The 25,871-nt window shown below is 40.5% G+C and carries 15 protein-coding genes; 10 read left to right on the forward strand and 5 right to left on the reverse strand.

Going from position 1 to position 25,871, the window contains the following annotated elements:
- Positions 1-217 (forward strand): hypothetical protein (locus ABDW32_RS17530; protein WP_343564717.1); only part of this gene is annotated, 217 nt, incomplete at its 5' end.
- Positions 218-590: 373 nt separating this feature from the next.
- Positions 591-791 (forward strand): hypothetical protein, encoded by a 201-nt coding sequence (locus tag ABDW32_RS17535; RefSeq protein ID WP_343564719.1) that lies wholly within the window; start codon positions 591-593, stop codon positions 789-791.
- Between the two features lie 81 nt (positions 792-872).
- On the opposite strand, the gene ABDW32_RS17540 is transcribed toward ABDW32_RS17535, so the two are convergent.
- On the reverse strand, positions 873-2,993 hold the full coding sequence (locus tag ABDW32_RS17540) for a hybrid sensor histidine kinase/response regulator (protein ID WP_343564721.1): 2,121 nt from the start codon (positions 2,991-2,993) through the stop codon (positions 873-875).
- Between the two features lie 258 nt (positions 2,994-3,251).
- Between ABDW32_RS17540 and ABDW32_RS17545 the strand changes: the two genes are divergently transcribed.
- The 3 genes from ABDW32_RS17545 (at position 3,252) to ABDW32_RS17555 (ending at position 10,708) form a co-directional block, all read left to right on the forward strand.
- The gene (locus ABDW32_RS17545; RefSeq protein ID WP_343564723.1) at positions 3,252-5,264 is read left to right on the forward strand and encodes a beta-N-acetylhexosaminidase; all 2,013 of its coding nucleotides are present in this window, start codon (positions 3,252-3,254) and stop codon (positions 5,262-5,264) included.
- A 355-nt stretch (positions 5,265-5,619) separates the two neighbouring features.
- Positions 5,620-8,925 (forward strand): TonB-dependent receptor, encoded by a 3,306-nt coding sequence (locus tag ABDW32_RS17550; protein ID WP_343564725.1) that lies wholly within the window; start codon positions 5,620-5,622, stop codon positions 8,923-8,925.
- A 10-nt stretch (positions 8,926-8,935) separates the two neighbouring features.
- Positions 8,936-10,708, forward strand: coding sequence for a RagB/SusD family nutrient uptake outer membrane protein (locus tag ABDW32_RS17555; protein ID WP_343564727.1), 1,773 nt, complete (start codon positions 8,936-8,938; stop codon positions 10,706-10,708).
- A gap of 92 nt (positions 10,709-10,800) precedes the next feature.
- Here the strand turns inward: ABDW32_RS17555 and ABDW32_RS17560 are convergent, their stop codons facing one another.
- Positions 10,801-11,079, reverse strand: coding sequence for a DUF4342 domain-containing protein (locus ABDW32_RS17560; protein WP_077438291.1), 279 nt, complete (start codon positions 11,077-11,079; stop codon positions 10,801-10,803).
- A gap of 269 nt (positions 11,080-11,348) precedes the next feature.
- Positions 11,349-13,583, reverse strand: a complete 2,235-nt coding sequence (locus ABDW32_RS17565) for a glycoside hydrolase family 2 TIM barrel-domain containing protein (RefSeq protein ID WP_343564729.1) — start codon at positions 13,581-13,583, stop codon at positions 11,349-11,351.
- Positions 13,584-13,888: 305 nt separating this feature from the next.
- Here ABDW32_RS17565 and ABDW32_RS17570 point away from each other — a divergent pair, with 305 nt between their 5' ends.
- From ABDW32_RS17570 to ABDW32_RS17585, 4 genes are all read left to right on the forward strand, one after another.
- Positions 13,889-17,176 carry a TonB-dependent receptor gene (locus tag ABDW32_RS17570; protein WP_343564731.1) on the forward strand — a complete coding sequence of 1,096 codons (3,288 nt, stop codon included), beginning with the start codon at positions 13,889-13,891 and terminating at the stop codon, positions 17,174-17,176.
- A gap of 11 nt (positions 17,177-17,187) precedes the next feature.
- Positions 17,188-18,906, forward strand: coding sequence for a RagB/SusD family nutrient uptake outer membrane protein (locus ABDW32_RS17575; RefSeq protein WP_343564733.1), 1,719 nt, complete (start codon positions 17,188-17,190; stop codon positions 18,904-18,906).
- A 128-nt stretch (positions 18,907-19,034) separates the two neighbouring features.
- Positions 19,035-20,642 (forward strand): beta-N-acetylhexosaminidase, encoded by a 1,608-nt coding sequence (locus tag ABDW32_RS17580; protein WP_343564735.1) that lies wholly within the window; start codon positions 19,035-19,037, stop codon positions 20,640-20,642.
- 86 nt (positions 20,643-20,728) lie between these two features.
- Positions 20,729-22,234, forward strand: coding sequence for an alpha-L-fucosidase (locus ABDW32_RS17585; protein WP_343564737.1), 1,506 nt, complete (start codon positions 20,729-20,731; stop codon positions 22,232-22,234).
- 67 nt (positions 22,235-22,301) lie between these two features.
- Here ABDW32_RS17585 and ABDW32_RS17590 read toward each other — a convergent pair whose 3' ends face one another.
- Together ABDW32_RS17590 and ABDW32_RS17595 are read right to left on the reverse strand one after the other, a co-directional pair.
- Positions 22,302-22,946, reverse strand: a complete 645-nt coding sequence (locus ABDW32_RS17590) for an HAD family hydrolase (protein ID WP_343564739.1) — start codon at positions 22,944-22,946, stop codon at positions 22,302-22,304.
- 240 nt (positions 22,947-23,186) lie between these two features.
- Positions 23,187-24,791: a DNA/RNA non-specific endonuclease gene (locus tag ABDW32_RS17595; protein WP_343564741.1), complete on the reverse strand. Its 1,605-nt coding sequence runs from the start codon at positions 24,789-24,791 to the stop codon at positions 23,187-23,189.
- 402 nt (positions 24,792-25,193) lie between these two features.
- On the opposite strand from ABDW32_RS17595, the gene ABDW32_RS17600 reads away from it, so the two are divergent.
- Complete coding sequence (locus tag ABDW32_RS17600; protein ID WP_343564743.1) at positions 25,194-25,868, forward strand: hypothetical protein; 675 nt, start codon at positions 25,194-25,196, stop codon at positions 25,866-25,868.
- The last annotated feature ends 3 nt before the right edge of the window (positions 25,869-25,871 follow it).

The raw sequence follows: 25,871 nt of genomic DNA on the forward strand, positions 1-25,871 counted from the left end.
GAGCAGTCAAGCCCGCCAGAGCCGATGGTATTGCCGTAACAGGTGGGAGAGTAGGTCGGTGCCTTTTTTTACACGGAAGCCCTTGCTGGAAACAGTCAAGGGCTTCTTTCGTTTGGAGACTTTTCTCCTTCTTTTCTGCGGGCAGCCAACCGGGATGGATGGGAAGTTCACCACGCTCAGTTTATTCCTGCAACATCATTATTGGACAAAGGTATGAGGTGTACGGCGTTAGGGACTGTGTCTAGGCTGAAAGCATCTGAGAGCGAAACTAACCAGGGGAGGAGACTTCCTGATAAGGTCGTAGTAGATGACTACGCTGACAGCCCATAGGTGTATTGGCTTAATTTTTTTAAAAGATGTGGGCGGTCTCCAGTAATGCGTGACATTGGAGGCACTTCGCTCCTTATTGTAAGACTACAAGATTGTAATACTACAAGGAAATTTAAGGGACTATGTTTGAGTACCGTACATTCGTATGGTACGCTTATATTGGATAGCCTTTTCTGTTGGCTAGCTCCATTTCTTATGCGCTGTTAATGTTATGGTGTTTTACTGTTTTTCTCCTCGGATTGAGATTATCGGAATTCACGATGAAGACACTGACCTCAGAAATACACAAAGTGGGAGAGCAGGATGAAATTGGTATTTTGAAAACATGGCTCTTGGGATTAAAATACGATAGCAAGAACTTTGACAAAAGTCAGGATGTGACAGAAGGTTATGGCGTAAGTTTGCTTCCTGTCAAAGTTTTGATCGATCCACAGGGATTTTATCTTAATTTTACTGATTAAAATCTGATCTCGCTTTGAAGCTGACAGGAGCCGGTATTACCAATAAGAGAGGATACTATCAGTATAGTCCAACAATACCATCTATGAAGCTAAAATCTGGATGAATGTTGTTAGATTAAAAGGTTTGACCATGATCCCGTCAAAATAATAGGTCTGTCCCTCCGGACGCTGTATACTTACCTGTGATTCATCTGAAGTTAACGCGATTACTTTATTATTCGGACCATGGATTGTATTGTTTCCTTTGACCAGATTCAAAATATCCCAACCACTGGGGCCATTCATATTAAGATCAGTGATGATTATATCGCTGCCATTGTTTTGAAGATACGCTATCGCTTGCTGCGAATCCTGAAAAATTTTTACATCTTTAAACTGCTGCAGAGCTTGTTTAACAAAGAGGTTATTGATGGGGTTATCATCTATCACCACAATGCGTAAGTGCACAGGTAGATTGTTCTGTGGGACAGCTTGCTTTAGGCTTTTCTTTTCATCAGCAATCGGAATGATCAATGTAAATATCGATCCACTACCCTGTTTACTTTTCACACTCAATGTTCCATTAAGCTGCTCTGCCATAAGCTTGGAAATATGCAATCCCAGTCCAAAGCTATTTTTAGACTTGAGATCGGTCATGTAATATTGTTCGAAAATATGTTCCTGATCTTTAACCGAAATTCCTTTTCCAGTATCTATAACCTCTATCTGCAAGGTTTTCTTTCCATCCGGATTAATGAATGCCTTAATCTCTATCTGTCCCTTATCCGTATATTTAATGGCATTGCTTAGGAGATTCGATACGATCTGGCGCAAGCGGTAAGCACCACTTTTGATCAATGTATCCCGTTCAATTGCAATATTGCTGATTAATTTAAGTCCTTTTTTTTCAGCTTGGCCTTGTTGCATCTTTATCAGATTGGCAAGCAAGCTGGCCGGTGAAAAATATTCTTCTTTAATCTCCAGCATGCCTGACTCCAATTTGCCCAGATTGAGTATATCTTCGACAGTATCATTGATGACATGAATATCCTGTGTAATGGAATCCAATAGTGCCGGACTAACGCGATTGTTGGAGGTGTTGTTTTTTAAAAGGTCTATAACGCTGAGCAACGAATTGACAGGGGTGCGCACATCATGACTTACATTGGCTAGTATGCTGGTTTTCTCTTTTGCGGTACGTAGTGCATAATCTCTTGCGGCTGTGATTTTGCGCTCATAAATAATGGTATTATAGTGATAGGACAGAATTAAGGTCACCATAATAATCATTAAGATGATTGAGGCAATAACCTGCTTTCCAAAAATGGCGGAGTTTTTCTTATATAGCGTGAAATCCTGTATTTCGGCCGCCCGCAAGGATTCGTCTTCTTGCGTTTTTATCTTGAGTAGGGCGGTACTGATTGTATTAAAAAGCGCATAATTTGACTGTAGCAGCTGCCTTTCCTTGCCCTGAAGGGCGACGAAGGAACGACGGATTTTACTGAAATCCTGTTTATAAAACGACTCATTCTGTTCAATTAGTGTCTGTATCTGGCTGTGAATTGCCTTAATCTGATTGACATTAAATTGTTGTTCAAGTCTGTCCGAAACTAATGTGTCATTTTTGGCTTTGAAAATCCTGGAGAACAGTTTTTCCTTTTTTCTGACGATCGTATCTTTTTTATGGACAGTTAAAGCGGTATCGCGTAATATTTTACTGACAACTGAATCTGCATTGATTCGATTGCTTGTTGGACGTAATGTTCGGCTGGTTTTCGTTAATAGAGAAAGAGAATCCTTCGCTAGAAAAATCATATTATCAACGGATTTCTTAATACGTGCGAATTCATCAGAGAGATGTATATTTTGTTCCAGAGGTGCGTTGGTTGAAAACGAAATCCCTTTTTTGGAAGAAAGCGTTGACAGAGAATCGATGTAAAATCGAAGGCTGTCTAAGCTCTTTGTATAATTTGTCAAATTTTCAGCACTGAAATCTACCGTGTAGGAACGGAATGCATTCCCTGCTGCGTTATAAGAGGCAAACAGCTCATAAAATAAACTTGTCAACTGATTTTTGGAGCTGTAGGCTTTATTAAGACGGGCTTCTGTTTTTTGATATTCAATATATTGATAGGTGAATATCGAGCCGATATACACCAAAGAAAGAATCAGAAAAGCAATTAAAACTGTCCTGAAAATAAATATTTTTTTATTATTTTTCACGTTGTTCTTCTTTCAACCAATAAATTAACTACAGCCTCTTTGTTTTGTTTGGAAATCAAATTTAAGACTTAAAAATGAAAGCTGCTGGGTATCACTGTCAAATAATAGCTACTTTTTAAAAAACTTACACAATCGTTTGATTGAAGCAGTAAATCGGTAGTACCATTTTTATTTTCTATTTTAACGATGGAAACCTAAAAAGGGTCAATGTTGACTCAGAATACTTCATCTCCATTAAAAAAACAAATTGTAAAACTGATGAAAAAACTATTTATTTCAGCAATGTTGTCGTTGATTATCGGACAGGTAAGCCAGGCGCAATCCGTTTTGAATATCATTCCAAAACCTCAGGAAATCACTTACGGCGAAGGTGTATTCCAATTGGATAAACTGACAACCATAAGTTTTAAAAATTGTAGCCTTAAAGATGTGGACCTATTTATTCGGCAATTAAGGCAGGCTAGCCATTATCCGATGATAGAGAAAAAGCAATCAAGCAATACAATTGAGTTTATTTTGGATAAAAAGATGGATGTTCCAAGTGATGAAGGTTATCAATTGGATGTGTCGGCAAAAAAAGTAACTGTTAAAGCAAAGACCGCACATGGTCTTTTCAATGCCTCACAATCCTTGCGTCAGATCCTGCCCTCCGCAATCGAAGCAAATAATAACACCGTTCCTGAAGCTGCTTGGTCTATTCCGGCTGTTGCGATCAAAGATTATCCCCGATACCACTGGCGAGGCTACATGAAAGATGTGAGCCGTACATTTTACACAATTAACACTGTCAAAAAGTATCTGGATGTAATGGCTTTATATAAAATGAATACTTTTCATTGGCATTTGACAGACGATCAAGGGTGGCGCATTGAAATAAAGAAATATCCCAAGTTAACAGCAGAAAATACGACCATCTTCCATCGTACGGAGAAGCAACCGGCTGAACGTAGTGGTTTTTATACACAGGATCAAATCAAAGAGGTGGTTCAGTATGCCAAAGAACGCAATATTACCATTGTTCCTGAAATTGATGTCCCAGGGCACTCCTGGCCAACAATATTGGCTTATCCGACATTAGGGGTAAACAAAAATTCTTATCCCAATCATATTTTTCCTTTTGTATCTTCCTGGGGCTATTGGGGCAACCAGTTTACACCAAATACACTTGATCCCACAAAAGAGACGACCTATCAATTTTTAGATGATGTGTTTACGGAGATTGCCGCGCTATTTCCGGGCAGTTATATTCATTTTGGAGGGGATGAGGTTCGTCATGATCTGTGGGAAAAGGACCCCCATGTGCAGGAATTTATGAAGAAGCATCAGATTGCGGATGTCAAAGCTTTACAAAGTTATTTTGTACAGCGTGTATCAGCTATTATTGTTCAGAAAGGGAAAAAGCCGATCGGTTGGAATGATATTTTAGCCGATGCTAAGAACCTGCCCCAGAGTACCGCAATTATGAGCTGGCTTGGTGAGGAGGCAATAAAGGAGGCCACCAAAGATGGATTTAAGGCGGTTGCAACACCGGCCTCACATTTGTATTTTGATATTACACAAGCCGATCGTAATGATGGCACAATGACTGACCTGGCCTATCCACAGATTAATTCTTTGGAAAGAGTTTATAATTTCGATCCATCAAATGGGCTGACAGCCGACGAGGATCAATTGCTGCTCGGTGTACAGGGGAATATGTGGTCAGCGCTTGCCCAAGATATCAAGGATATGAATGTACAGAATTTTCCGCGCTTGTTGGCGGTCGCTGAAATAGGATGGGCTTCCAAGTCAAAGAAAGATTACGCAGAGTTCTGTCGCAGACTGGATGCCAATCTCCCGCGTCTGGATTCCATGCGGATCGATTACTATCATCCTGGGGGGTATATTGCAGGTAGTTGGACAAGTGATGACATTCGGGAGGAGTATGGTACACTAACCTTTGATGTAACCAAAAAAATCTACGACAACGGCCGGGCACAAGCTGGTTTTTTCTTTGTAGATGGTAAGAATTTTCTGGAAATTGATGCTGTCCAACTGCTGCAAGATGGTCAGGTTATAGAGGAGGATGGACACCATGCGCTAGCGGATAAATTTAGAGGAACGAATAAGATTAAACCCTTTTATTACAATTTCACGGTTAAAGACTATAATCCGAATGCGAAATACGAGATCAAGGCACGCGTTAGGGGCGCCGGCGGTGTAGATTCAAAAGGTAATTTTACATTTAATCTGTCCCCAACCCTTCCTTTCAACAAAACGGAGAAAAGATAATACAACACAACACACCTTACGATCAAATTAAAGCAGCTGCCCCTCCGGTAGCTGCTTTGTTGTTATAATACCCCCTAACTCATCTAAAATCTACATTTTTGGGTCCCTATAAGTTTAAATGAGTATCGCTTTTATAAAAATAGCTGGTTAAATATTTTAATAATCTTTCGATAAAATATTAAAAACAGTCTAGTTTTCAGTTTCTTTTGTTCATTTTCATTTTTATTTTCAGATTCTTTTATTTAATTTCCTATCAAAATCGACAGTCTTTTGTTATTTTTTTACAAAAGTTGAAAAACCAGTAAACCTTTAGGAATTGTTTGTAAACTATTATCTAAAAACCTCCATCTTAATTATGAAAAAGAATTATCTTTTTTACAGTAAAGCCAGGCCTTTAAGTCTTTTAGGTCTTGCTCTTCTATGCTCGTCCCCTAATCTATTTGCGAGCAATCTAAAATCGAAATTGAGCTATTTTCATGTTGAACAGCAGCAAATTTCGGGTAGTGTAAAGAACGAAAAAGGCGATCCGCTTGCTGGTGCCACGATTACCGTAAAAGGTAGTACGGTTCAGGCCTCCACCGATGCCAATGGTAGCTTTTCCATTCGTGCCAAACAGGGCGATTTTTTGATTATCAATTATCAAGGGTATGCGCGGCAAGAAGTCATGGTGAGTAGCGGAACGATCGCTGTGACCATGATTGGCAGTACAGAGTCCCTAGAAGAAGTGGTGATCGTGGGTTACGGCAAGCAAAAGAAAGGCAATCTAACCGGGGCGGTTGCAGCGGTGAACTCTGAACAACTGAAAAACATCTCACCATCGAATCTGTCCAATACTTTGGCTGGAAGGGCAGCGGGTGTCAATGTGACCAATACTTCAGGGATGGCCGGCGCTTCCTCCTCCTTACGTATCCGTGGAGCTGCAGTCGAACCGCTTTATGTGATTGATGGTGTGGTGCGCGATAAAGCTGCTTTTGACGCGCTGGAAGCCAATGAAGTCGATCAGATGAGTTTCCTGAAAGACGCTGGAACTGCCGCTGTCTATGGTACGAGAGCGGGTAATGGTGTGGTATTGGTCACGACAAAAAAAGGAACGACCCAGGCACCGGTCTTCAATGTCCAGAGTAATTATTCCTTTAGTTCACCCACACAGACTTTATTGGCCAACTTGACCACCGCGACGGATGAACTGATCTATCAGAATCGGGTTTCCCAATTCCGTTGGGAACAGGGAAAGAAAAGTGAACCTTGGGTGGCTCCAAATGGACAACGTGAATTTGATTATTTTAAAGATAAAAATTATAATACCAATGATGTAATCTGGCGAAATCCTTTCAGCCATAGGCAGTCGATCGCCGTTAACGGGGGAGGCGACAAGATTACTTATTATGCCTTATTGAGCTATCGGAAAGAAAATGGATCTTATAAATCGCTGGACCACGAGAAATTTAATCTCCGCAGCAATATTTCCGCTAAGATCAGTGATGCATTTAGCATGGATTTTAATATCTCAGCCAATCAGACAAATTCCAATAGGTTCTTCTGGCCATTTAGTACATCCGCCAGTGATGATGATTTTGATGTTTCGGATTTCTACCGCGTTACTTTCAACTGGCCCAAGATGTATCCGTTTTATCTTACCGCGGATGGAACACCGAGTAATACTCCAACAGCTTATCCGGTACAGACGCCAATGGGAAGCTGGCAAGCCTGGAATGTGATCGACCAGGTTATTGGCGACCGGTATATCGATCGTAAGGTGCGTCAGGTAAATCCCATTATGACACTTAATTTAAAATTGGATAAGTTGCTTGAAGGACTGTCAACAAAATTGGTGGGAAGCTATGTTGCAGAAGATTATATGCGTAAACGCTATATGAGTTTTCAAAAAAATTATACATTCACCTCATTGAATCCCAATGGAAACCGTTTTATACCAGCCCCTCCTTCCGAAGATCGTATAAACGTGTTTACCTTTAGCCAAGCACAGCCTTTTATGGACTACAATCCACAGCGGAAATGGCAGTATCAAGTGGATTGGTTTCTCAACTATAACCGCAAGTTTGGTAAACATACAGTGGACGGTCTGGTAGTTTATGAACAGTTTAAATCGGGTAATACCAACATTACTTCGCGGGCAGAAAATCCGATTATCCCATTGGATCAGATGTATATCTATCCGACAGACAGGAGCATGCGGTCGACAGATGCCTTTGAATTAATGGACGCACGCCGAGGGGTGATCGGGCGGGCGAACTATAACTATGCGGATAAGTATATTGCTGAGTTTTCCTTCCGTTACGATGGCTCGCCGCTATTCCCGAATGATAAACGCTGGGGATTTTTCCCATCCATGTCCCTAGGCTGGCGTGTGTCGGATGAGAACTTCTTTTCGGCCATCAAAAATACGGTCAGTGATCTAAAACTACGGGCATCGTACGGAAGTTCGGGCAACTTCGTCGATGTGGAGGGCTATTCGATATTACCTTATTCGTATATGGAGAAATATAGCTCAATCATCACATCACGCACAGGAAGCAGAACACCCGTACCCGGTTATATTTTCGGGGACAGTTATTACACTGGGGTAACGTATCTGGACAACCCGACCACGAACCTTACCTGGACAAAATCAAAGAGTTACAACGTGGGGATAGATTTTGGTTTCGTTCAGAATAAACTGACCGGTAGTTTAGATGGATTTATTCGCAAAGAAACCGATATTCTCGGCACGAGGGGGATCAAGGTTCCTGACAATTATGGCCGTGGGCTGGCTCCTGAAAACTATGCGGCGCGCAGCTTTCGAGGTGGAGAACTTTCCCTCAACTGGAGTGACCGGATCGGCGAGGTTTCGTATGGCTTGAATGCGAATATGGGCTATGCAAAAGACCGCTGGGATATTTTTGATGAGGAGCCCTCTTATGCAACCGGGGCAAGTCAAAATTTCCGTTCCAAAGTGGGAAGGCCTGAAAACCGTATTGTTGGTTTAGAAGCTTCGGGATTGGTTCGTACACAGGCCGAAGCAGACGCTTTGAAAGCAAAAGGATTTAAGACTTATGGCCGTGACCCTTATCCGGGGATGATTCTTTATAAAGATATTCGTGGGCAAAATTACACGAACCAGCCTGATGGTATTATCGATGACAATGATATGCAATTACTATCGGAAAATAATACACCGCGTATTAATTACGGATTTGGATTTAACGCCAGCTGGAAAGGTGTTTATGTTTCGGCCTTATTTCAGGGCGTACTGGCCTATGATCGCATCATCAGTAACCAGGAGGGGGCTGGAATGCGCCAGCATGGCGATACCTTTAGACCTTATTACCCGATCTGGACATCGGATGTATGGACTCCAGAGAATACAGATGCCAAATACCCGCGGCCTGTAGGTTATAACTGGCAGGAATCGGGAGCTACATCGTCAACATTCTGGATCCGGAATGGAGCTTATATGCGGCTACGGGATTTGAATATTTCGTATACACTGCCACAGGGCATGATGGAAAAAATCAAAATGAAGAGTGTCAACGTATTCTTAAATGGTACGAATCTATTTGTTTTTTCACCGATGAAGGAATTCCATGACCCGGAACAAAAAATGTACGATTCCTACCCGGTGATGAAAACATTTACGTTGGGCCTAGATGTTAAATTTTAATTGATTTTTAATGATGAAAAAGATATTTTATCCGCTGGTTGCCCTGCTGCTTACAACGGCTTCCTGCAAAAATGTACTGGATATTGAGGACCTCAATTCGGTAAACGAAGATAAGGTATGGAACGACCCCAATCTTGTTAATGCATACCTGGCTAATTTATATACCTTGTTCGGCAACTGGAACAGTGCTGCTGACAATAATTCGCAACAGCTAGCAGGGATCAACTTTCCTCTGAACGCGGTGACGGTCAATAACTCCGCCTACAAAGCCTGGGATTATACGACCATACGCAAGATCAATACAGCGATTCAGAAGGTGGCGGCAAGTACAGGATTAAATGAGGCTACGAAGAAATCTGTACTAGGTCAGGCACTTTTTATGCGTGCTTATATGTATTTCAATATGGTCAAACATCATGGCGGTGTGCCCTATATCACAAAGCCGCAAGACCTGGAAAGTGATGAATTGAAAGTTCCGCGCAACAGTACCAAGGAATGTTTTGATTTCATTGTAAAAGACCTGGATGAGGCATTAGCCAATTTACCAATGACGATCGGAAAGGGTACGGCCGATTATGGACGTATTGACGGTAATTTTGCCCTGGCTTTTAAAGCTAAAGTATTGTTGTATAAAGCATCGCCACAATTTAATCCTTCCAATCCGTATGGAAATGCGTATTGGGCAGAAGCAAATGCGGTGAATAAAAAAGCTTATGAGCAACTAAAAGCTCAGGGCTACAACCTGACTGCTGATTACTACAATATTGCCTTGGTAGAGAAAGGACCTGAGGTAGTTTTTGCAGTTATAAACTCCTATCCCAATAAGGTTGCTAACTGGGATAATGGGGTACGGCCGGGTTCCGAAAGCCGTGGAACGGCGAGTGCAGTCCCGACCTGGGATTTTGTGAAAGAGTTTCCAATGAAAGATGGTAAACGCTATACTGATCCTACGGGTAAATACCATAAAACGGAGGAACAGTTCTTACAAAGTTATTGGGAAAACCGTGATCCCCGTTTTGACAAATCCATTGTTTGGAATGGAAAGGTCTATGAGGTATCGGGCAAAACAGGGAAGAGACAATATACCTCGCTGGGTATTGCGGATGCGCTTGACAATTTCGGCGAAAATCCGAAAGCTGGAACAACCTCTTCGAACAGAGACCGGTATACAGGTTTTTTTATATTGAAGAATTCAAAGCTCTCTTTGCGACAAACGCAGGTAGAAACCCAATATGATGTGGATTTTGTACTGATGCGCTATGCGGAAGTTATGTTGAATTATGCCGAAACTGCCAATGAAACAGGGGATTTGGCTACAGCAACGTCGCTTTTAAAACAAATCCGGATGCGTGCGGGTATCGAACCGGGCCAAGATAATAGTTATGGCATCACCGCCAGCAATAAAGCTGATATGCGAGAGGCTTTATTGGCAGAAAGAAACATTGAGTTCTGCTTTGAAGGACATCGTTTTTGGGATTTGCGCCGCTTGCGTAAGCTTGACATACTGAACAATAAAACCAAACAGGGGGTGGAAGCAATTGCGATCAATGCCAACGGAACTGATATGGATCTAAAGGTGGCAGCAGACCTGGCAAAAAGTTATCAACTAAAAGAAAACCAGTTTAAATATAATGTGCTGCAGGTGCCTAGCACCGGGAATAAAGTCAATCTGGTACCAGATACTTATTATTTCTTCCCGATTGCGCAATCTGTGATCGATAAGAATCCGAATATCAAGCAAAACAAAGATTGGGGTGGAGAATTTAATCCTACCTTAGAATAGTGTATTTACCGATTACTACACGTATATAAAAACTGAACGGGATGTCCATTGCTGGGCATCCCGTTTATGTTGAGCTATATCGTATATAGCGCTTATTTTAGTTCAATCATTTTTTGTTTTTCTTCCTCCTGTTTATCCTCTTGTAAGATGGCTAGCTGGAGGCTGCAAACCAAAGTAAGAATAATAAGGACCACAAATGCTACCGGAAAGATAATGCCAATGATCACCGCCAGCAGTAATGATATGTTTAGATATTCCTGTCCATTTTTGGAAGAAACCTTTAATCGCGAGCTTTTAAATGAATCAAAGAGATCTTGAAAAGCTTTTGTGATCGTTTTGCTGTTAATACTGAATGTTGTTTTAGTTGCCATGATGTTTATTTTTTAATGTTTTTATTTCTTATTTGATAGCTCAAAGGTAGGGGGGATTTGCTGAGGGGGGAAGAGCCTTTAGGCTAATCCGGAGAGAATCTCGGTAAACACTCGGCTTATGTCGGTCAATGGTTTTCCGCTTATTGTATCGAGATGCTTGGTAACTGCGGAACAGTATGAAGATCGGATAAGCCGAAACCCTTATTACATAAAAAAGCAACACTAGTACAGGGAGTAGTGTTGCTTTTCTTTTTTTATCTAGTTCTTTATTAGAGCCCTACGTGCTCGGTTTTGGATTTGGTTGGTCCTGTTGTATCTTGTTTGTAAGATGGATCGTAATTCCAATGAATACTATCCGTCAATACTTTTCCGTCTTTTAGTATGACCTTGGCTTCTACTGTGTTTGCTCCTTTTGCAAGTTTAACATGGTCAAAAATGTAATGCACATCGGTTTGCCCTTTTTTTACAGCTTTAATAATTTTTCCGTTGACCGTTAGGGTTGGTTCACCTCTATTGGAATAGATCGTTACCGGCGTAATTTCATTTCCCCGATTGATCATACGGCGTTGAGTGATATACAATACCGGTTCTTTACTCCAATTCGCTTTATACCAGTAAAATGCATCTTTTTTCAATTTTCTGTCAAAAGATACCAATCCTTTATAATTTCTTGGATTCACGTTCAGCGCTGTAATCGGCGTGGCAAAGTCAAATGTATTCCAAACATAAGATCCTAAAAAAATAGGGCTTTTTGAGATCACACCCCAATGGACTTCGTGGAATTTTGTCGCATATTCCTCTGGAAAGAACGATGGGTTGCTCCATTGGTTCCCGAAATTGCCTACTTCTTCGGCCTGATCTTCGGGAACTGCTTCAGCACCGTATTCAGAGAAGATAATCTTGTAATCTTTGAACTCTTTACTTATACGTTGTGCCCAAGTGGCCACATCGTCATCTTTATCCGATTTGTTTTCCAGCTCACCGTTATACCAGCCGAAATAATGGTTGATACCCTGTACATCGGCATTATTGTTAACCGGATGGTCAATCACATTATAGCCACTGACGGATACGGTATAACGATCTGGGTCTTCGGATTTAGCGAGGTCATTTAGTTTGGTTGTCAGTTCTACGGTATAAGCCGATGGTGAATATACTTCGTTGTGCATTCCCCAGATATAAATGGAAGGGTGATTGAAGTTTTGACGAATCAGTTCCTTCAGCTGTTGCTGGGCATTGTTATCTTCAAATGTGGTCACGCGATTTACAAATGGGATTTCGGCCCAGATGACAAGTCCGATGCTATCGCATTTGGAATAGAAATATTCGGACTGCTGATAGTGTGCCAGGCGGATGGAAGTAGCCCCCATTTCTTTAATAATGGATAGATCTTCGTCATGGTCGGCGTTGCTGAGCGCTGAACCTTTGCCCCAGCGATCCTGATGTCGACATACACCGTATAAGGGATACTTAATGTCATTTAAAAAGAAACCTTGGCCCGTGCGTAATTCAAATTTGCGTATGCCTAAAGGTGTCGTCACTTCATCAATGAGCTGACCATCTTTTTTGATCTGTGTGACAACGCGGTAAAGGTAAGGATCGTCCAGTCCCTGCCATAAGTGCGGATTTTTGACCGCAATTTGTTGCGATAATACCTGACGGCCCTGTGGCGGCAATGTATAAACCGTTTGTTGTTTTGCTTTTACAGTACCATCTTTTTCAAAAATGGTCGTTAGTATTTCGATGGGCTGTATTTTTCCGGACTTGTTATCAATTTTTATTTTTAAGGCTACATCTGCTGCTTTCTTGGAAACGTTTTGCTGGGTGATATAGATGCCCTGGGAGGCAAAGTCATTCACGGCAATATGAATGTCATCGGTAACAATAAGTTCAACAGGACGATAAATACCACCGTACATGGGGAATAGCGTGTGGTTGACCGGGATCACCTGTGGACTGGCTTCATTATTTACTTTGACCAGCAGTTCGTTTTCTGCGCCCAATTGGAGCATATTGGTTAATTCGAAAACAAAAGCGGAATAACCGCCTTGATGCCGGCCAACAAAATTGTAGTTGCCATTTCTTTGAACATTATCGTAGGTAACATCATTTTTCCCTGTTTTGACAGGGAGCGGTTTATTATTTAAGTAAACTTCGGTATGAGTATTTACCCCTTCAAATCGGATGAAAACACGCTTGCCTTTCCAATCTGATCCGGGGACAAATGTTTTGCGATAATAGGCATCACCGGTATAAAAGCGTTCGTTTTTTCCGAGGCTACCGGGTTTGATCTCGGCTGTCTGCATGTCTACTGCATTCCAGGTATGCGGAAGGGTAACCAATTGCCACTTTCCCTCAAACGTCTGGTTATAGTCTAATGCAGAGGTGGAAAATGGACCTTTTTTAAACGACCAGTTTGCATTGAATGGAATCACCGTTCTGGCTTGTAGATGCAGTATTGTTATTCCAATAAAGAAAAGCGTATAAAAAATCCTTTTAATCATATGGTTTTTAACTTAGGGTATTTTTTTCGTTTTCAAATATAACCAACAAAAAGACAATGCCTAATTCCCTTTATTTCCGTGAAACAATTAATTGAAAGTAAATTTACCTTATGTAATTTATTTTTCGCTGTTTGTTTTGTTTATTTCTTTATTATCCTGTTTGTATGATATACACTACAACGTTTTCGAGGATAGCGCAAACGATTGTTTGGGATCCGGCTTGGGGAATAACTTAATAATTTCTTTACAATTGCATTAGATATAAGACCAAATTACCAAAGCTAACAAACCTTAGAAAACATAATATGAATAGATCTCACTACGGACATCAATTTAGAAAAACGAGACTATATTGCTATCTCGCGTTCTTAACGCCGGTTGTCGCATTTTCATTAATGGGCACTGCGCAGGCTAAAAATTCCCATCTATCGACAGTAAAAAAAGAGGCTTCAATACCTGCTTTTCAGCAGAAAGTCAGTGGTACAGTTGTTGACGAAAATGGCAAACCTATTGTCGGTGTAACCATCTCGGAGAAAGGAACATCGAAATCAACCTCAACAGATGATCGGGGAAAATTTTCTTTATCGGTATCATCTGCAAACGCTATTTTGGTTTTCAATTACATTGGTTATGTTCCTAAGGAAGTTGCAGCGAGCCAAGCTACACAGGTGAGTCTGTCCAAATCTGATGATCTGTTGGAAGAGGTCGTTGTAGTGGGATATGGTTCTCAAAAGAAAACGAATCTAACTAGCGCAGTTTCGCAAGTTGATACAAAACTTCTGCAAAATAGACCCGCACCTACAGTTGCAAATTTATTACAGGGGGCAGCTCCTGGTTTAAATGTAACTAGACAGTCCGGTCGCCCAGGAGATCAAGGTATGAATATCCAGATTAGAGGTGCATCATCTGCCAATGGGAGTGTGAGTCCACTCTATGTGATAGATGGGGTAATTAGTACGGAGGAAACTTTTAATGCACTTAATCCAAATGATATTGAAAATTTCAGTGTTCTAAAAGATGGCGGTGCGACAGCAATATATGGCGCACAGTCGGCGGGGGGTGTTGTTTTGATTACAACAAAAAAGGGGCAAAAAGGACCGTCCCGGATCTCTTTAATGAGTAACGTTGCTATACAAATGCCATCAAATATGCCCGATCGACTTTCGCTTGTGGAGGAGATGAAGTATATGAACCTTGGTCGTGCCAATGCAGGCTTGCCAGCTGAATATACGGATGAAGATCTTAATTATGCAGTCAATGGGCCAGTGTTTGTCGAAGGCGCAAATGGGCAGTGGCGGACATATAATCAACAAAACCTAATAGATCAAGTTGCAAAAAAATCATACAATTTATATAATCACAACTTGCAGATTACTGGCGGTAATGAGAAGATAACTTATATGGCATCTTTAGGAAATATGAGCCAGGCTGGGATGTTTAAAGTGGGAGAGGATCATTTTGAACGTTGGAATGCACGGGCCAATATCTCTGCACAAGTTAATAAATATATTAAATTGGATGTTGGATCTGCTTATATTAATCAGGCAACAGATAATCCCCAAGATGGCGGTTATGGAATTGATGGCGGTGGAAATGGGCTCTTAAGACAATTTTATTCTTCCCGCATGCGTTTCCCCCTTTATAATGAAGATGGCACCTATTATCGCAGTGGAACTTCATCTGCTATCGGTTACGCTTTAATGAAAGATGGTGGGTTTAATAGGGATCGGAAAGACATCTATTTTAACAACGTTGTTGCCACGTTTAATAATTTTATAAAGGGATTGGACATCAAATTGATGTATAGCCGAGAGAATACAGCACGAGAAAATAAGAACTTTAGACGTACAGTGACATATTACTCTGGTCCTTCTAAATCGACGGCTAGTCAATTAAATAATCCGAATAATTACTCCATAACAAATTATAAAACATTATCAGAGAACTATCAAGCGATTGTTGATTATGATTTTAAACTTGCTTCGTCGCACAACTTCCATGTGATGGGTGGTTATCAGTTTCAGTCCTATGACCATGAATACATCACCGCCAGTACCAAAAATTTATATGTAAACGATAATCCAAGTTTGAATTTCACTTCAGATCCAGTCAACAAATCAAATAATCAGTTTGTACAGCGCTCGCAGTCTCAATCCTATTTTGGGCGATTTAACTATAATTATGACGAAAAATATCTTTTTGAGGCAACAGTAAGAAGTGATGAAAGTTCGCGATTGTACCCGGGTAATCGTCGAAAAGTATTTCCTTCATTTTCTGCTGGCTGGAATATGTCAAAGGAAATCTGGTTTGAAGGAATTTCACATATTGTGAATGAATTAAAACCTCGCCTTTCATGGGGTAAGGTCGGCTCTCAGATAGGAATCGGTTATTATGACTTCCTGGCCCAATTAAAAATCGGTCCGAACACAGAGCCAGGCAAAACAGGTGTAGTGTTAGGGGATAACAAACAATCTTATACTTATCAGGATTTAATTCCTGCAGTAGGCGTTAGTTGGGAAACGGTCGAGACCCAAAATTTTGGTGTTGATTTTAGCCTTCTAAATCGTAAGCTGAAAGGATCCTTTGATTATTATAATAAATATAATAATAATATGTTGGTATCTGTCAGCCTACCAGCTACAGTAGGAATTTATGTACCGAAGTCAAATGATGGAAAGCTAAAAACTTGGGGATGGGAGTTTAATATTGGTTACAATGATAAAATTGGAGAGGATTTCTCTTATAGTGTGAACTTCAACCTTGCTGATAATCAGAATAAAGTGATGCGTTACGGTGGGGCAAATGACATTATTAAAGCTGGTGTAAATGGTGGGAAAAATGATAAAGGAGAAACTATATTGGTCGAGGGGTATGCTTTGAATTCAATTTGGGGATATAAGGCGGATGGTTATTTCCAAACGGAAGCGGAACTTGCAAATGCACCGAGTTATAAAGCAATAGTGAATAAAAACGGGGTGCCTGGACTAGGCGATGTTAGATACGTTGATATCAATGGCGATGGGCAAATAAGTCCAGGAGGTGAACGACTCGGGGATCTTGGTGATTTAGTCTATTTAGGAGACACTAACCCAAGATATCAATATGGCTTTAATATCAATGCAAGTTATAAGAACTTTGATCTCGGTATATTTATTCAAGGCATTGCCAAAAGAAAATTTAAACCAAGTAATGAATTGATTCAACCATTGTTGGCTTCATGGTATATGCCAATGTCTTTCCAAACAGACTATTGGACACCAGAGAATCCAAATGCTGCATTTCCAAGACCATTCCTTGAAGGCACACAAAATTTTCAACCTTCGAGTAAGTGGTTTTTAAACGGTGCTTATGCTCGATTGAAGAATATTCAAGTCGGTTATACTTTGACAAAGAATCAGATGAAGAGATTGCCTTTTTCACGCGTAAGGTTTTATGCATCAGGAGAGGATCTATTCACACTATCAAAAATGGGTGTCTTTAAAGGTGTAGTTGATCCTGAAATGAAACCAACTAGAGAGGGAACAACGACTGAGATCGCTTCCCCTTATCCATTTGCTAGGACAATATCATTTGGAATAAATCTTGATTTTTAAATTTGATTAACATGAAAAAGAAATTTATATATATACTTCTATCATCGATTGTTCTAGGTTCGGTATCTTCTTGTAAAATAGATGAACTTCCTGAAACTACCATAAGCGATGCTAATTTTTGGAATACTGTAGCTGATTTACGTCTAGCAGCTAACTATTTTTATACTACTTTGCCTGGCTTGACGCAGAAAGACGTGAATATGGATAATTGGTCAACTTTTGCTTACCCAAATGAGAAAGGAGATCCAATTTCGGACGGTTCACGTGTAAAAGCTGCTACAAGCGATGATTATAATTACTATAATATTTTTCAGGCGAATAAATTAATTGAAAAATCGGCTGAGGTATTGGCCAAAGGTGTTGATGCTAGTCAGGTGAATTGGTATGTTGGTGAAGCCCACTTTTTTAGAGCTTGGTACTATTTTGAGATGTTCAAACGTTTTGGTGGAGTACCATTGATTACTAAAACAATGGGGGTAGATGATCCGGATATCTTTTTGTCGCGCGCCTCAAGAGAGGAGACATTGAAGTTAATCTTAGACGATTTGGATTTCGCAATTAATGTTTTACGTAATGCAGATGAAATTAATGCAGCAAAAGAATATGGAAGAATTTCTAAAACGGCGGCCTTAGCATTCAAGTCACGGGTGGCTTTGTTTGAAGGAACGCGTGAAAAATTTCATAAATATGGTGATGCAAACAAACATTTGTTAATGGCAAAAGAAGCTGCCGAGGCCGTGATGAACTCAGGTATGCATGCTTTATTCTCCCAAGCAGGAGGCGTGAATAACGATGCTTATTTTAACCTGTTTCAATTAGCGGGAGAAGGCAGGGCAAATAGAGAAAACATCATTATTAAAGCCTATGGCGTAAATCAGGAGAATAGTGTCGTATCTACACCCGTACAACGTTATTATGAGGGAAACTCTATTGTACCTACCCAGAATTTTGTCGATAATTATGTGATGGCTGACGGCCTGCCAACCGATAAGTCGCCTTTATATGAAGAACCAAATAGCGCAACTACACACGCTGCATATTTTAAGAAACGTGATCCCCGAATGTCTTTTACATTATTTAAAAAGGGAGATGAGTATATCTCGGGTGGAAAATACACAATTCCAAACCCGAGCAGACAACGTAGTGGCTTTGGTATCCGTAAATATGCGAATGAACCGTTTTGGGCAAGACAAGCTTCCTATATTGACAAACCTGTTTTGCGCTATGCGGAAGTGCTGTTGAATTACGCAGAAGCAGTTTATGAACTTAACAACGGGATATCAGATGCGGATTTAGATAAAACAATTAATCTATTGCGAGCTCGTCTACCTCAGATTAATATTGGAACGGATGCTGCACCTAATTTCGTGTCAATGGCTAAACTTAGCAATACTTTGGTGACAAGTAACGGCTTATATATGCAAAAAGAAATACGTCGGGAGCGAAATGTAGAATTGGCTTTTGAAGGATTCGCTTATTGGGATCTACTCCGTTGGAAAACGGCAGAAAATGAATTGCCCAAAACCCTGTTTGGAAGCTATCTATTTGCTGAATATTTGACTGATAAAGATCAGAAGTGGGATGCTAAGACTCCGGTAAATGCTAAGAATTATATTATTTTACAGGATGCTTCTTTAAGAAGATTTGATCCTGCCAAAGATTATTTGTGGCCAATCCCTACTTCAGAGATTGCAAAAAATCCCAAAATTACACAGAATCCCAATTGGTAATAAGAACGAGGAAGATATCATTGGGTATCTTCCTTTTTTTTGTTTTCCGTGATTTAAATTTGACAAACAGTATTTATGATAATGGATATGTTGGAATATTGTTTAAAGACTTATTAAACCAAATTTTGATGAACTTAAATCGCTTCTTTTTTTTCTGTTTCTCTTTTTTTGTCATGCAACATGTTCAGGGGCAAGTTGACATTATTCCAAAGCCGCTTTATGCAAAAGTGCTGGATAAACCGGTCGTATTAAAGAATACACTCCTTGTCTTTGCTGATCCAGGGTTCGGATCGGAAAAGCAATATTTTCAAAGACTAGTATTAACCAAATATGGTTTTACAAGTGCTGTTACAGATCAGTCGGACGCCGCCAGCGTCTGTTTGATAAAAGATGATAAATTGGATGAAGAGGCTTATAAGCTATCAATTAAAGGTACAGCTATAAAAATTTATGCCTCCAGTCGGGCGGGCATGCTCAGCGCTGTATCGAGTATTGACCAATTACTCGCAGCGGCTGAACAAAAAGGTGATCAGATTCAATTACATACAGTAGAGATTGAAGATAAACCGCAATTTGCCTGGCGCGGGTTTATGCTGGATGAATCGCGCCATTTTTTCGGTAAGGATAAAGTGAAATCTCTACTGGATTGGATGGCTTTTTATAAGTTGAATAAGTTCCATTGGCATCTGACAGATGAACCGGCATGGCGTCTAAGTATACAAAAATATCCTTGGTTAACACAGGTTGGCGGGATAGGCAATTATCTTGATCCTTATGCCTCGCTACAGTATTATAGTCAGGCTGATATCAGCGAAATCATTGCCTATGCTGCCGAAAGGAATATTGAGGTCATTCCTGAAATTGATATGCCGGGGCATGCTACAGCGGCCAATCGTGCATATCCTTTCCTGTCCGGTGGTGGCAATGAAAAACATCCTGATTTTACATTCCATCCTGCTAAAAATACAACATATACGTTTTTGACCGATGTTTTGCGAGAAGTGAAATCACTTTTTCCATCACCCTATATTCATTTGGGCGGAGATGAGGTGGCCTTTGGCAGTGATGCCTGGGATAATGATGCCCAAGTTCAGGAACTGAAAAACACAGCAGGTATAAAATCCAACAAGGAAGTTGAAGAATATTTTATTCGTCGTATGGCTGATTCTGTGGCTGGGATACACGGAAAGATTATGGTTTGGGACGAAATGGTGGACGCTAAGCTAACGAAAGATCAAACGGTCATGATGTGGTGGCGTCATGATAAACCGGAGCAGCTAAACAAAATTTTGGATAAAGGTTATCAGACCATATTAACTCCCAGACTGCCCATGTATTTTGACTTTGTACAGCAGGAGAACCATAAGTATGGCCGTAAATGGGGAAAAGGCTTTAATCCTTTGCAGGATGTTTACAATTTTGCTGGAAGCCAACTGGATAGTTTGGGAAAAAGGAAAAAACAGATCTTGGGTATTCAAGCGAATCTTTGGACAGAAACAGTGACCAATGTCAATCGTTTGGATTACCTTGTGTTTCCAAGAATAGCCGCATTAGCGGAGGCAGCTTGGGTACCTGGAACAGGGCGTGATTTTGAGGAATTTACAAGGAAATTAAAAAAGCACTTGCTCTTGTACCGTGATCAGGGGCTTTATTACTTTGATCCCTTTAAGGACAGTAACCCAGAGCCTGCAGTGATCAAGAAGTCACAAAAACAATATATAGATAATCCGAAGTGATCTTCGGATGGGCAACATATAGCTGGTCAATAAACATAGATTTATTTGTTGTTGGACAGAATCGATTTTAAAGAAATAATGGTCAGATGAAATATAATAAATTAATCACAGCATTGATTCTCGGCGGCATATTGCTGGGAGTAAAAACTACTTCGGCGCAATGGACAGGTCCACGCAAGAAGGTTGAAAACAAAGTGGAGGTGAAATATGGGCCTTTGACGCCGGCGCATCGGACAGATGAGGCCATGGAACGGTTCCGCAACTATGGACTAGGACAATTTATCCACTGGGGGCTATATGCAATTCCCGGGAATGAATGGGAAGGGGTAAGTGCTCGAAAAGGAGCAGCAGCATCCGAATGGATACGTACCTGGAGTGGGCCAACAGCGCCGAAAGATTGGAAGAATACCTATGACAACCTCTACAAAAAGTTTAATCCTACGGGTTTTGATGCAAAAGCCTGGGCTAAACAGGCGAAAGAAATGGGGGCGAAGTATCTTATTTTTACGACAAAACATCATGATGGATTTGCTCTATGGCCTTCTAAGTATACTGATTATACCATTAAGAAAAGCCCTTATAAAAAAGATATCGTCAAGCAGGTCGTAGATGCATATACAGCGGAAGGAATAGATGTGTTTTTGTATTTTTCAATTCTGGAATGGAATAATTCAAACTATATGGGGAAAGCGCCCTCCACTCCTGAAGAAAAGGCTAAATTCAATAAATTTTTGGAGTACACGCGTAATCAGTTGCTAGAGCTCCTACAAAATTACCCACAAATAAAAGGTTTTTGGTTTGATGGTACCTGGGATCAATCTTGGATTCAGGCGTATGACTTTACCTATAGATTGGAAAAGGAGCTACGTGAGAAACATCCGGGACTGATTATCGGAAGCCGGTTTCGAAATGATGAATTTGGAAAGCGGCATTTTGACTCCAACGGTGAGATGCTAGGTGATTATGAACAGGGCTGGGAACGAAAAATGCCGAAGGAATTTGAGTGGCTGGAGGGACGTGATTGGGACTGTGTCATGACAATTCCACCGAATGGCTGGGGGTATATGAAAGACTGGTCGGGGATTTATACCAAGACCTCCGATGATCTGATTGATATGCTGATGAACTGTGTTTCCATGAATGGCAATTTTGTACTGAACTTTGGCCCTGATGGGAATGGTCACATGCATCCGGGAGAGGATAAACTGGCGAAGGAAATCGGAGACTGGATCAAAATTAATGGTGAAGCGGTATACGGTGTCAGACATGCTGGTCTCGCTCCATCTAAATTGGGTTATTTTACGAAAAAAGCGGATGACCTTTATCTTACTGTTTTTAATCGTCCCGTTAACAATATTGTACGCATTGCGGTTCCTAAGAATGCAGCGGAGGTCCCGGTTTCTGCTACCCTGCTCCATAATGGACAGTCTTTGGAATTGAGTCATACGGATATGGGGCTGGACCTAGATAAAAATACGTATTACGATATTATGCTCCCTAATTCGTTTATGGCAATTAAAGCTTTTGTGGTCAAAATGAAATTAGGAAAACCAAAGTCGCAAAGTGAAAAGCTAATGGACGCAAAAATGTAGTTAACAACATCTTTTTAATCAAAAAGCTGAACTTCATACCGTTAAGGTTTAAGTTCAGCTTTTTGTTTTATACAATGTCCAGCAATTCCTGTGGAGCATGAATAATATACTTTGCACCATGTTGCCTCAATTCATTCTCATCACGAAAGCCCCAGGTTACACCAATAGCAGTCACCCTCGCATTATTGGCTGTATCCATGTCCACGGAGGAATCGCCAACATAATAGCAGTTTTCTTTTGCTATGCCTAAAGTCTGGAGCGTATCCAAGACAATGTCGGGATCGGGTTTAGCCGGATGTCCTGTTCGATGGCCAAGGATCAGGTCAAAAGCGATCGTGGGAAAATATTTTTCCATCAAAGGGATAACCGCCTCATGATATTTATTGGACGCTACGGAGATGAGATATCCCGACGATTTAAGCGTCTCTAATAAGGTGACAATACCAACATAGGGCTTTGTATGGGATATTGTCTGCTGTTCGTAGTTGGTCTTAAATGCCGTTAACAGTGTTGCGATTATTTCAGTTCTTCGTGCATGTTCCGGAAGGGCCCGTTCGATCAGCTTCTGTACACCATTACCTACAAATTTCTTGTAGGCTGAGAGCGGATGGGTTGGATAGCCATATTGTTGAAGGATTGCATTGCAACTGTCTCCAAGATCTTGTAATGTATCCAATAATGTCCCATCAAGATCAAATATTATAAGCTTCATGGGCTAAAGCTAATAAAAAACTATGAGGGATTGATCGAGTATTTTAGGGATAAAACGCTGTTTTTTACAAGGATGTCAAATTCTTTACGCATCATGGCTATACCGGTAAGTAAAAAGACAAGGCACCATTCATGGTGCCTTGTCTTTTTACTGTGCGGATCTTCCTATTTTTAAGGCTTATCAAGTCTTAAAAAAGCTATCTAATCGGAATAAAATAATACGATAACAATCTTTTATAAATTATTTCCAGATACGGGTATCGATACGTTCTTTTTTCGTGTTGTCTAAATCAGGGAAAAATGTAAATCCGGTTACTTTTTCCAGCTCACTTACCGTTAGTTTATAATTGTCAAAAGTACTTTTGGCAGGCGGAGTAACATTGTCGATCTTATAAGCGATCGTATAATATTCATTTCCTTTCTTCATGGCAAGGGCTTTGAAATAGTATTTTGGTTTTGCGATATCTTTTCCGTCATTGTCCTGTGCAAAGTCCAGCAGATTATCGGCTTCTGTCGTGGGCATTGCTCCCGTTACCACATACATGGTGTCACATTGCGCAGTCCAGGTTCGAACCTTAGTCTCCAGGTTTGCCCAAAGCCCCTGATTGAGACGGGAAGCCTGTGCGGTCATGTTGGTAAAATAAAATGTTGTTTTATTTTGCGTGATATTCAGGTTGCGGTCCGCGCTAGGCAATTGATGTCCCCTGTCATAGCCCGTCGGCTGGAATCCCTTAAATAAAACCGGCTGGAATGCTGTCGATAGGGCCGGATCATAGCCCCAGGCATCGGTACGATTGCCCGATCCCAAAATACTGTTATATAACGGATAAGCGACCCAATAAGCCATTTTTAACTTTTTATTATACAGCATAGCGTAGTTTCTCTCCCTGCTTGCATCAGGAAGAAAGTGCTGTATAAATACTTCTTCATTCTTCAGATTGTTCATTTTGGGAATTTCCAGATAGGCCTGGGAATCTCCGATGCCGCCACTTAGTTCTCCATTGTCGATTTTGATGTTGAAGTTATAGCGATTCCCACCAATCAGATTTTTCAGTAGCTGATTTTGTGGAGTTGTCCAGGTATAACGAACGCCATTGGTACTCATAAGTTTAATCGTCTTTCCGGTTATATCTTCCCCGGGAAGAAGGGTAAATTCCACGATGGCAGTATTGTTGGAATTTGCCATTACTTTTCCCTGTATATCTTTCTTTTCAGCGAGGTTCACATGTAGCTTTCCTGCTGATAGGTCAAATTCCCCCTGTGTGTGTACTGAAGGCATACTGACACTAATCTGATTGGCATCTAAAGCATCCGTATTGCTAATGGAAAGATGAATGACAATCTTGCTCAATTGTCTGACAAAATTAAGGGGGACAGTGGTGTTGGTTTTGGCAATATTTTTTGCATTGCTGGCATACATGAAATCCAATCCTGATTGCTTTGTCTGGTCGCTCAGATCAATTGGATATTGAAAATCAATAATGGACCTGTAAGGATAATAGGCAATGAAATCGACCTGTTCGTTTGGTAAAAAGACCGGCGATTTACTTTGAAATAAGGAACCGTTGATCGTGAATACATGATTGTTGACAGCATTCAAGATGGAGGCTGATGTTAGTTGTTGACCCGATTTGACCATATAAACGCCAATTTGGTCACCTTTGTCCCAAGAGGTCCCAGTAGCGTCGGTATTAATCTGGCCAACAATGCTGGGTGCAAATTTTAATGCCGTTTGTTCCAGGCTGGACTCGTTTTTTTTACATGAATTCAGTATAAGCAGGGTAATCATAAAATAAACTATCCGGCACATGCTATGCTGTGGAATAGTCTTGGACTTGTAAATCATAGTAATCGTTAGTGTTTGTTAGCAAAGAAGGGCAAAAGTACCTAAGAAAAGTTGAATTCTTCGAGCATAAAACGCTCTTTTTGTGTGAGCAAATACTTCGAATAATGCATCTATTTGATTTTTAGAGATATTTATTGTGGTTATTGAATAACTCTTGGGGAGGACTATTATTTTTAAATGGGAGTGAGTATTGGTGCTAAGTAAGTATCGAAAAAGACAAGGTAAGTGGGAAGACAAGTTTTTCGCTTTGGAAGGTTGCAATACTGTAGTTTTTTCCAAAATTTTCCTAAAGTAAAGAAAATAGCACAATGTTTGCTGTGAATGCCCGAGCATATATTGATTTGATAATTTATTAATCGGTACTGAAAAGAAATGAAGGGTGTTTTTAAACCAAAAGAGAGGTTGAAAAGGTTTTTTGTGTTTGTATCTGCATTGTTGATGACTTTTACATTGTCAAGTTGTTTTGACTTTGTTGAACAGATTGACCTTAAACCCAACGGCTCGGGACATATTGCAGCGACATTGAACCTGAGTAAAAGTAAAACAAAAGTATCTTCCTTGATGAAGATGAAAAGTATAAAAGGGATACAGATTCCGACGCAGGCCGAGATGGAAAAAGAGATTAAGGCTGCAGTTCAGTTACTTAAACAGACTAAGGGGATTTCCAATGTTCAGTATAAGACTGACTTCACAAATTTTATTGTAAATATATCCTGTGACTTTAGCCAGATCGAATCGTTAAATGCCTTTTCGGACATATTAGCGAATCGGTTTAAGACAAAGATATCGGAATCCAACCGCTACTATTACAACGCTCAGAGGAATATTTTTGAACGTAAATTTGTGACTTCAAACAGCTGGAAGTCAAAATTCAATCAGTTGGGAACTGATAATACTGCCCAGTTTGCGGATGCTTTTTATACGCAGATTGTGCGTTTTGAAAAAGCAATTGTTGCTCAAGAAAATAATAAAGCAAAATTGGCCGGCAATAAGAAGGGCGTCTTATTAAAACTGCCATTTACAGATTTGGTTTATGGCAAGGCTACATTGGCAAATAAAATCACACTGACAAAATAACCT

Source organism: Sphingobacterium sp. (genome assembly GCF_039596235.1).
In the GTDB taxonomy this organism is placed as follows: Bacteria; Bacteroidota; Bacteroidia; order Sphingobacteriales; family Sphingobacteriaceae; genus Sphingobacterium.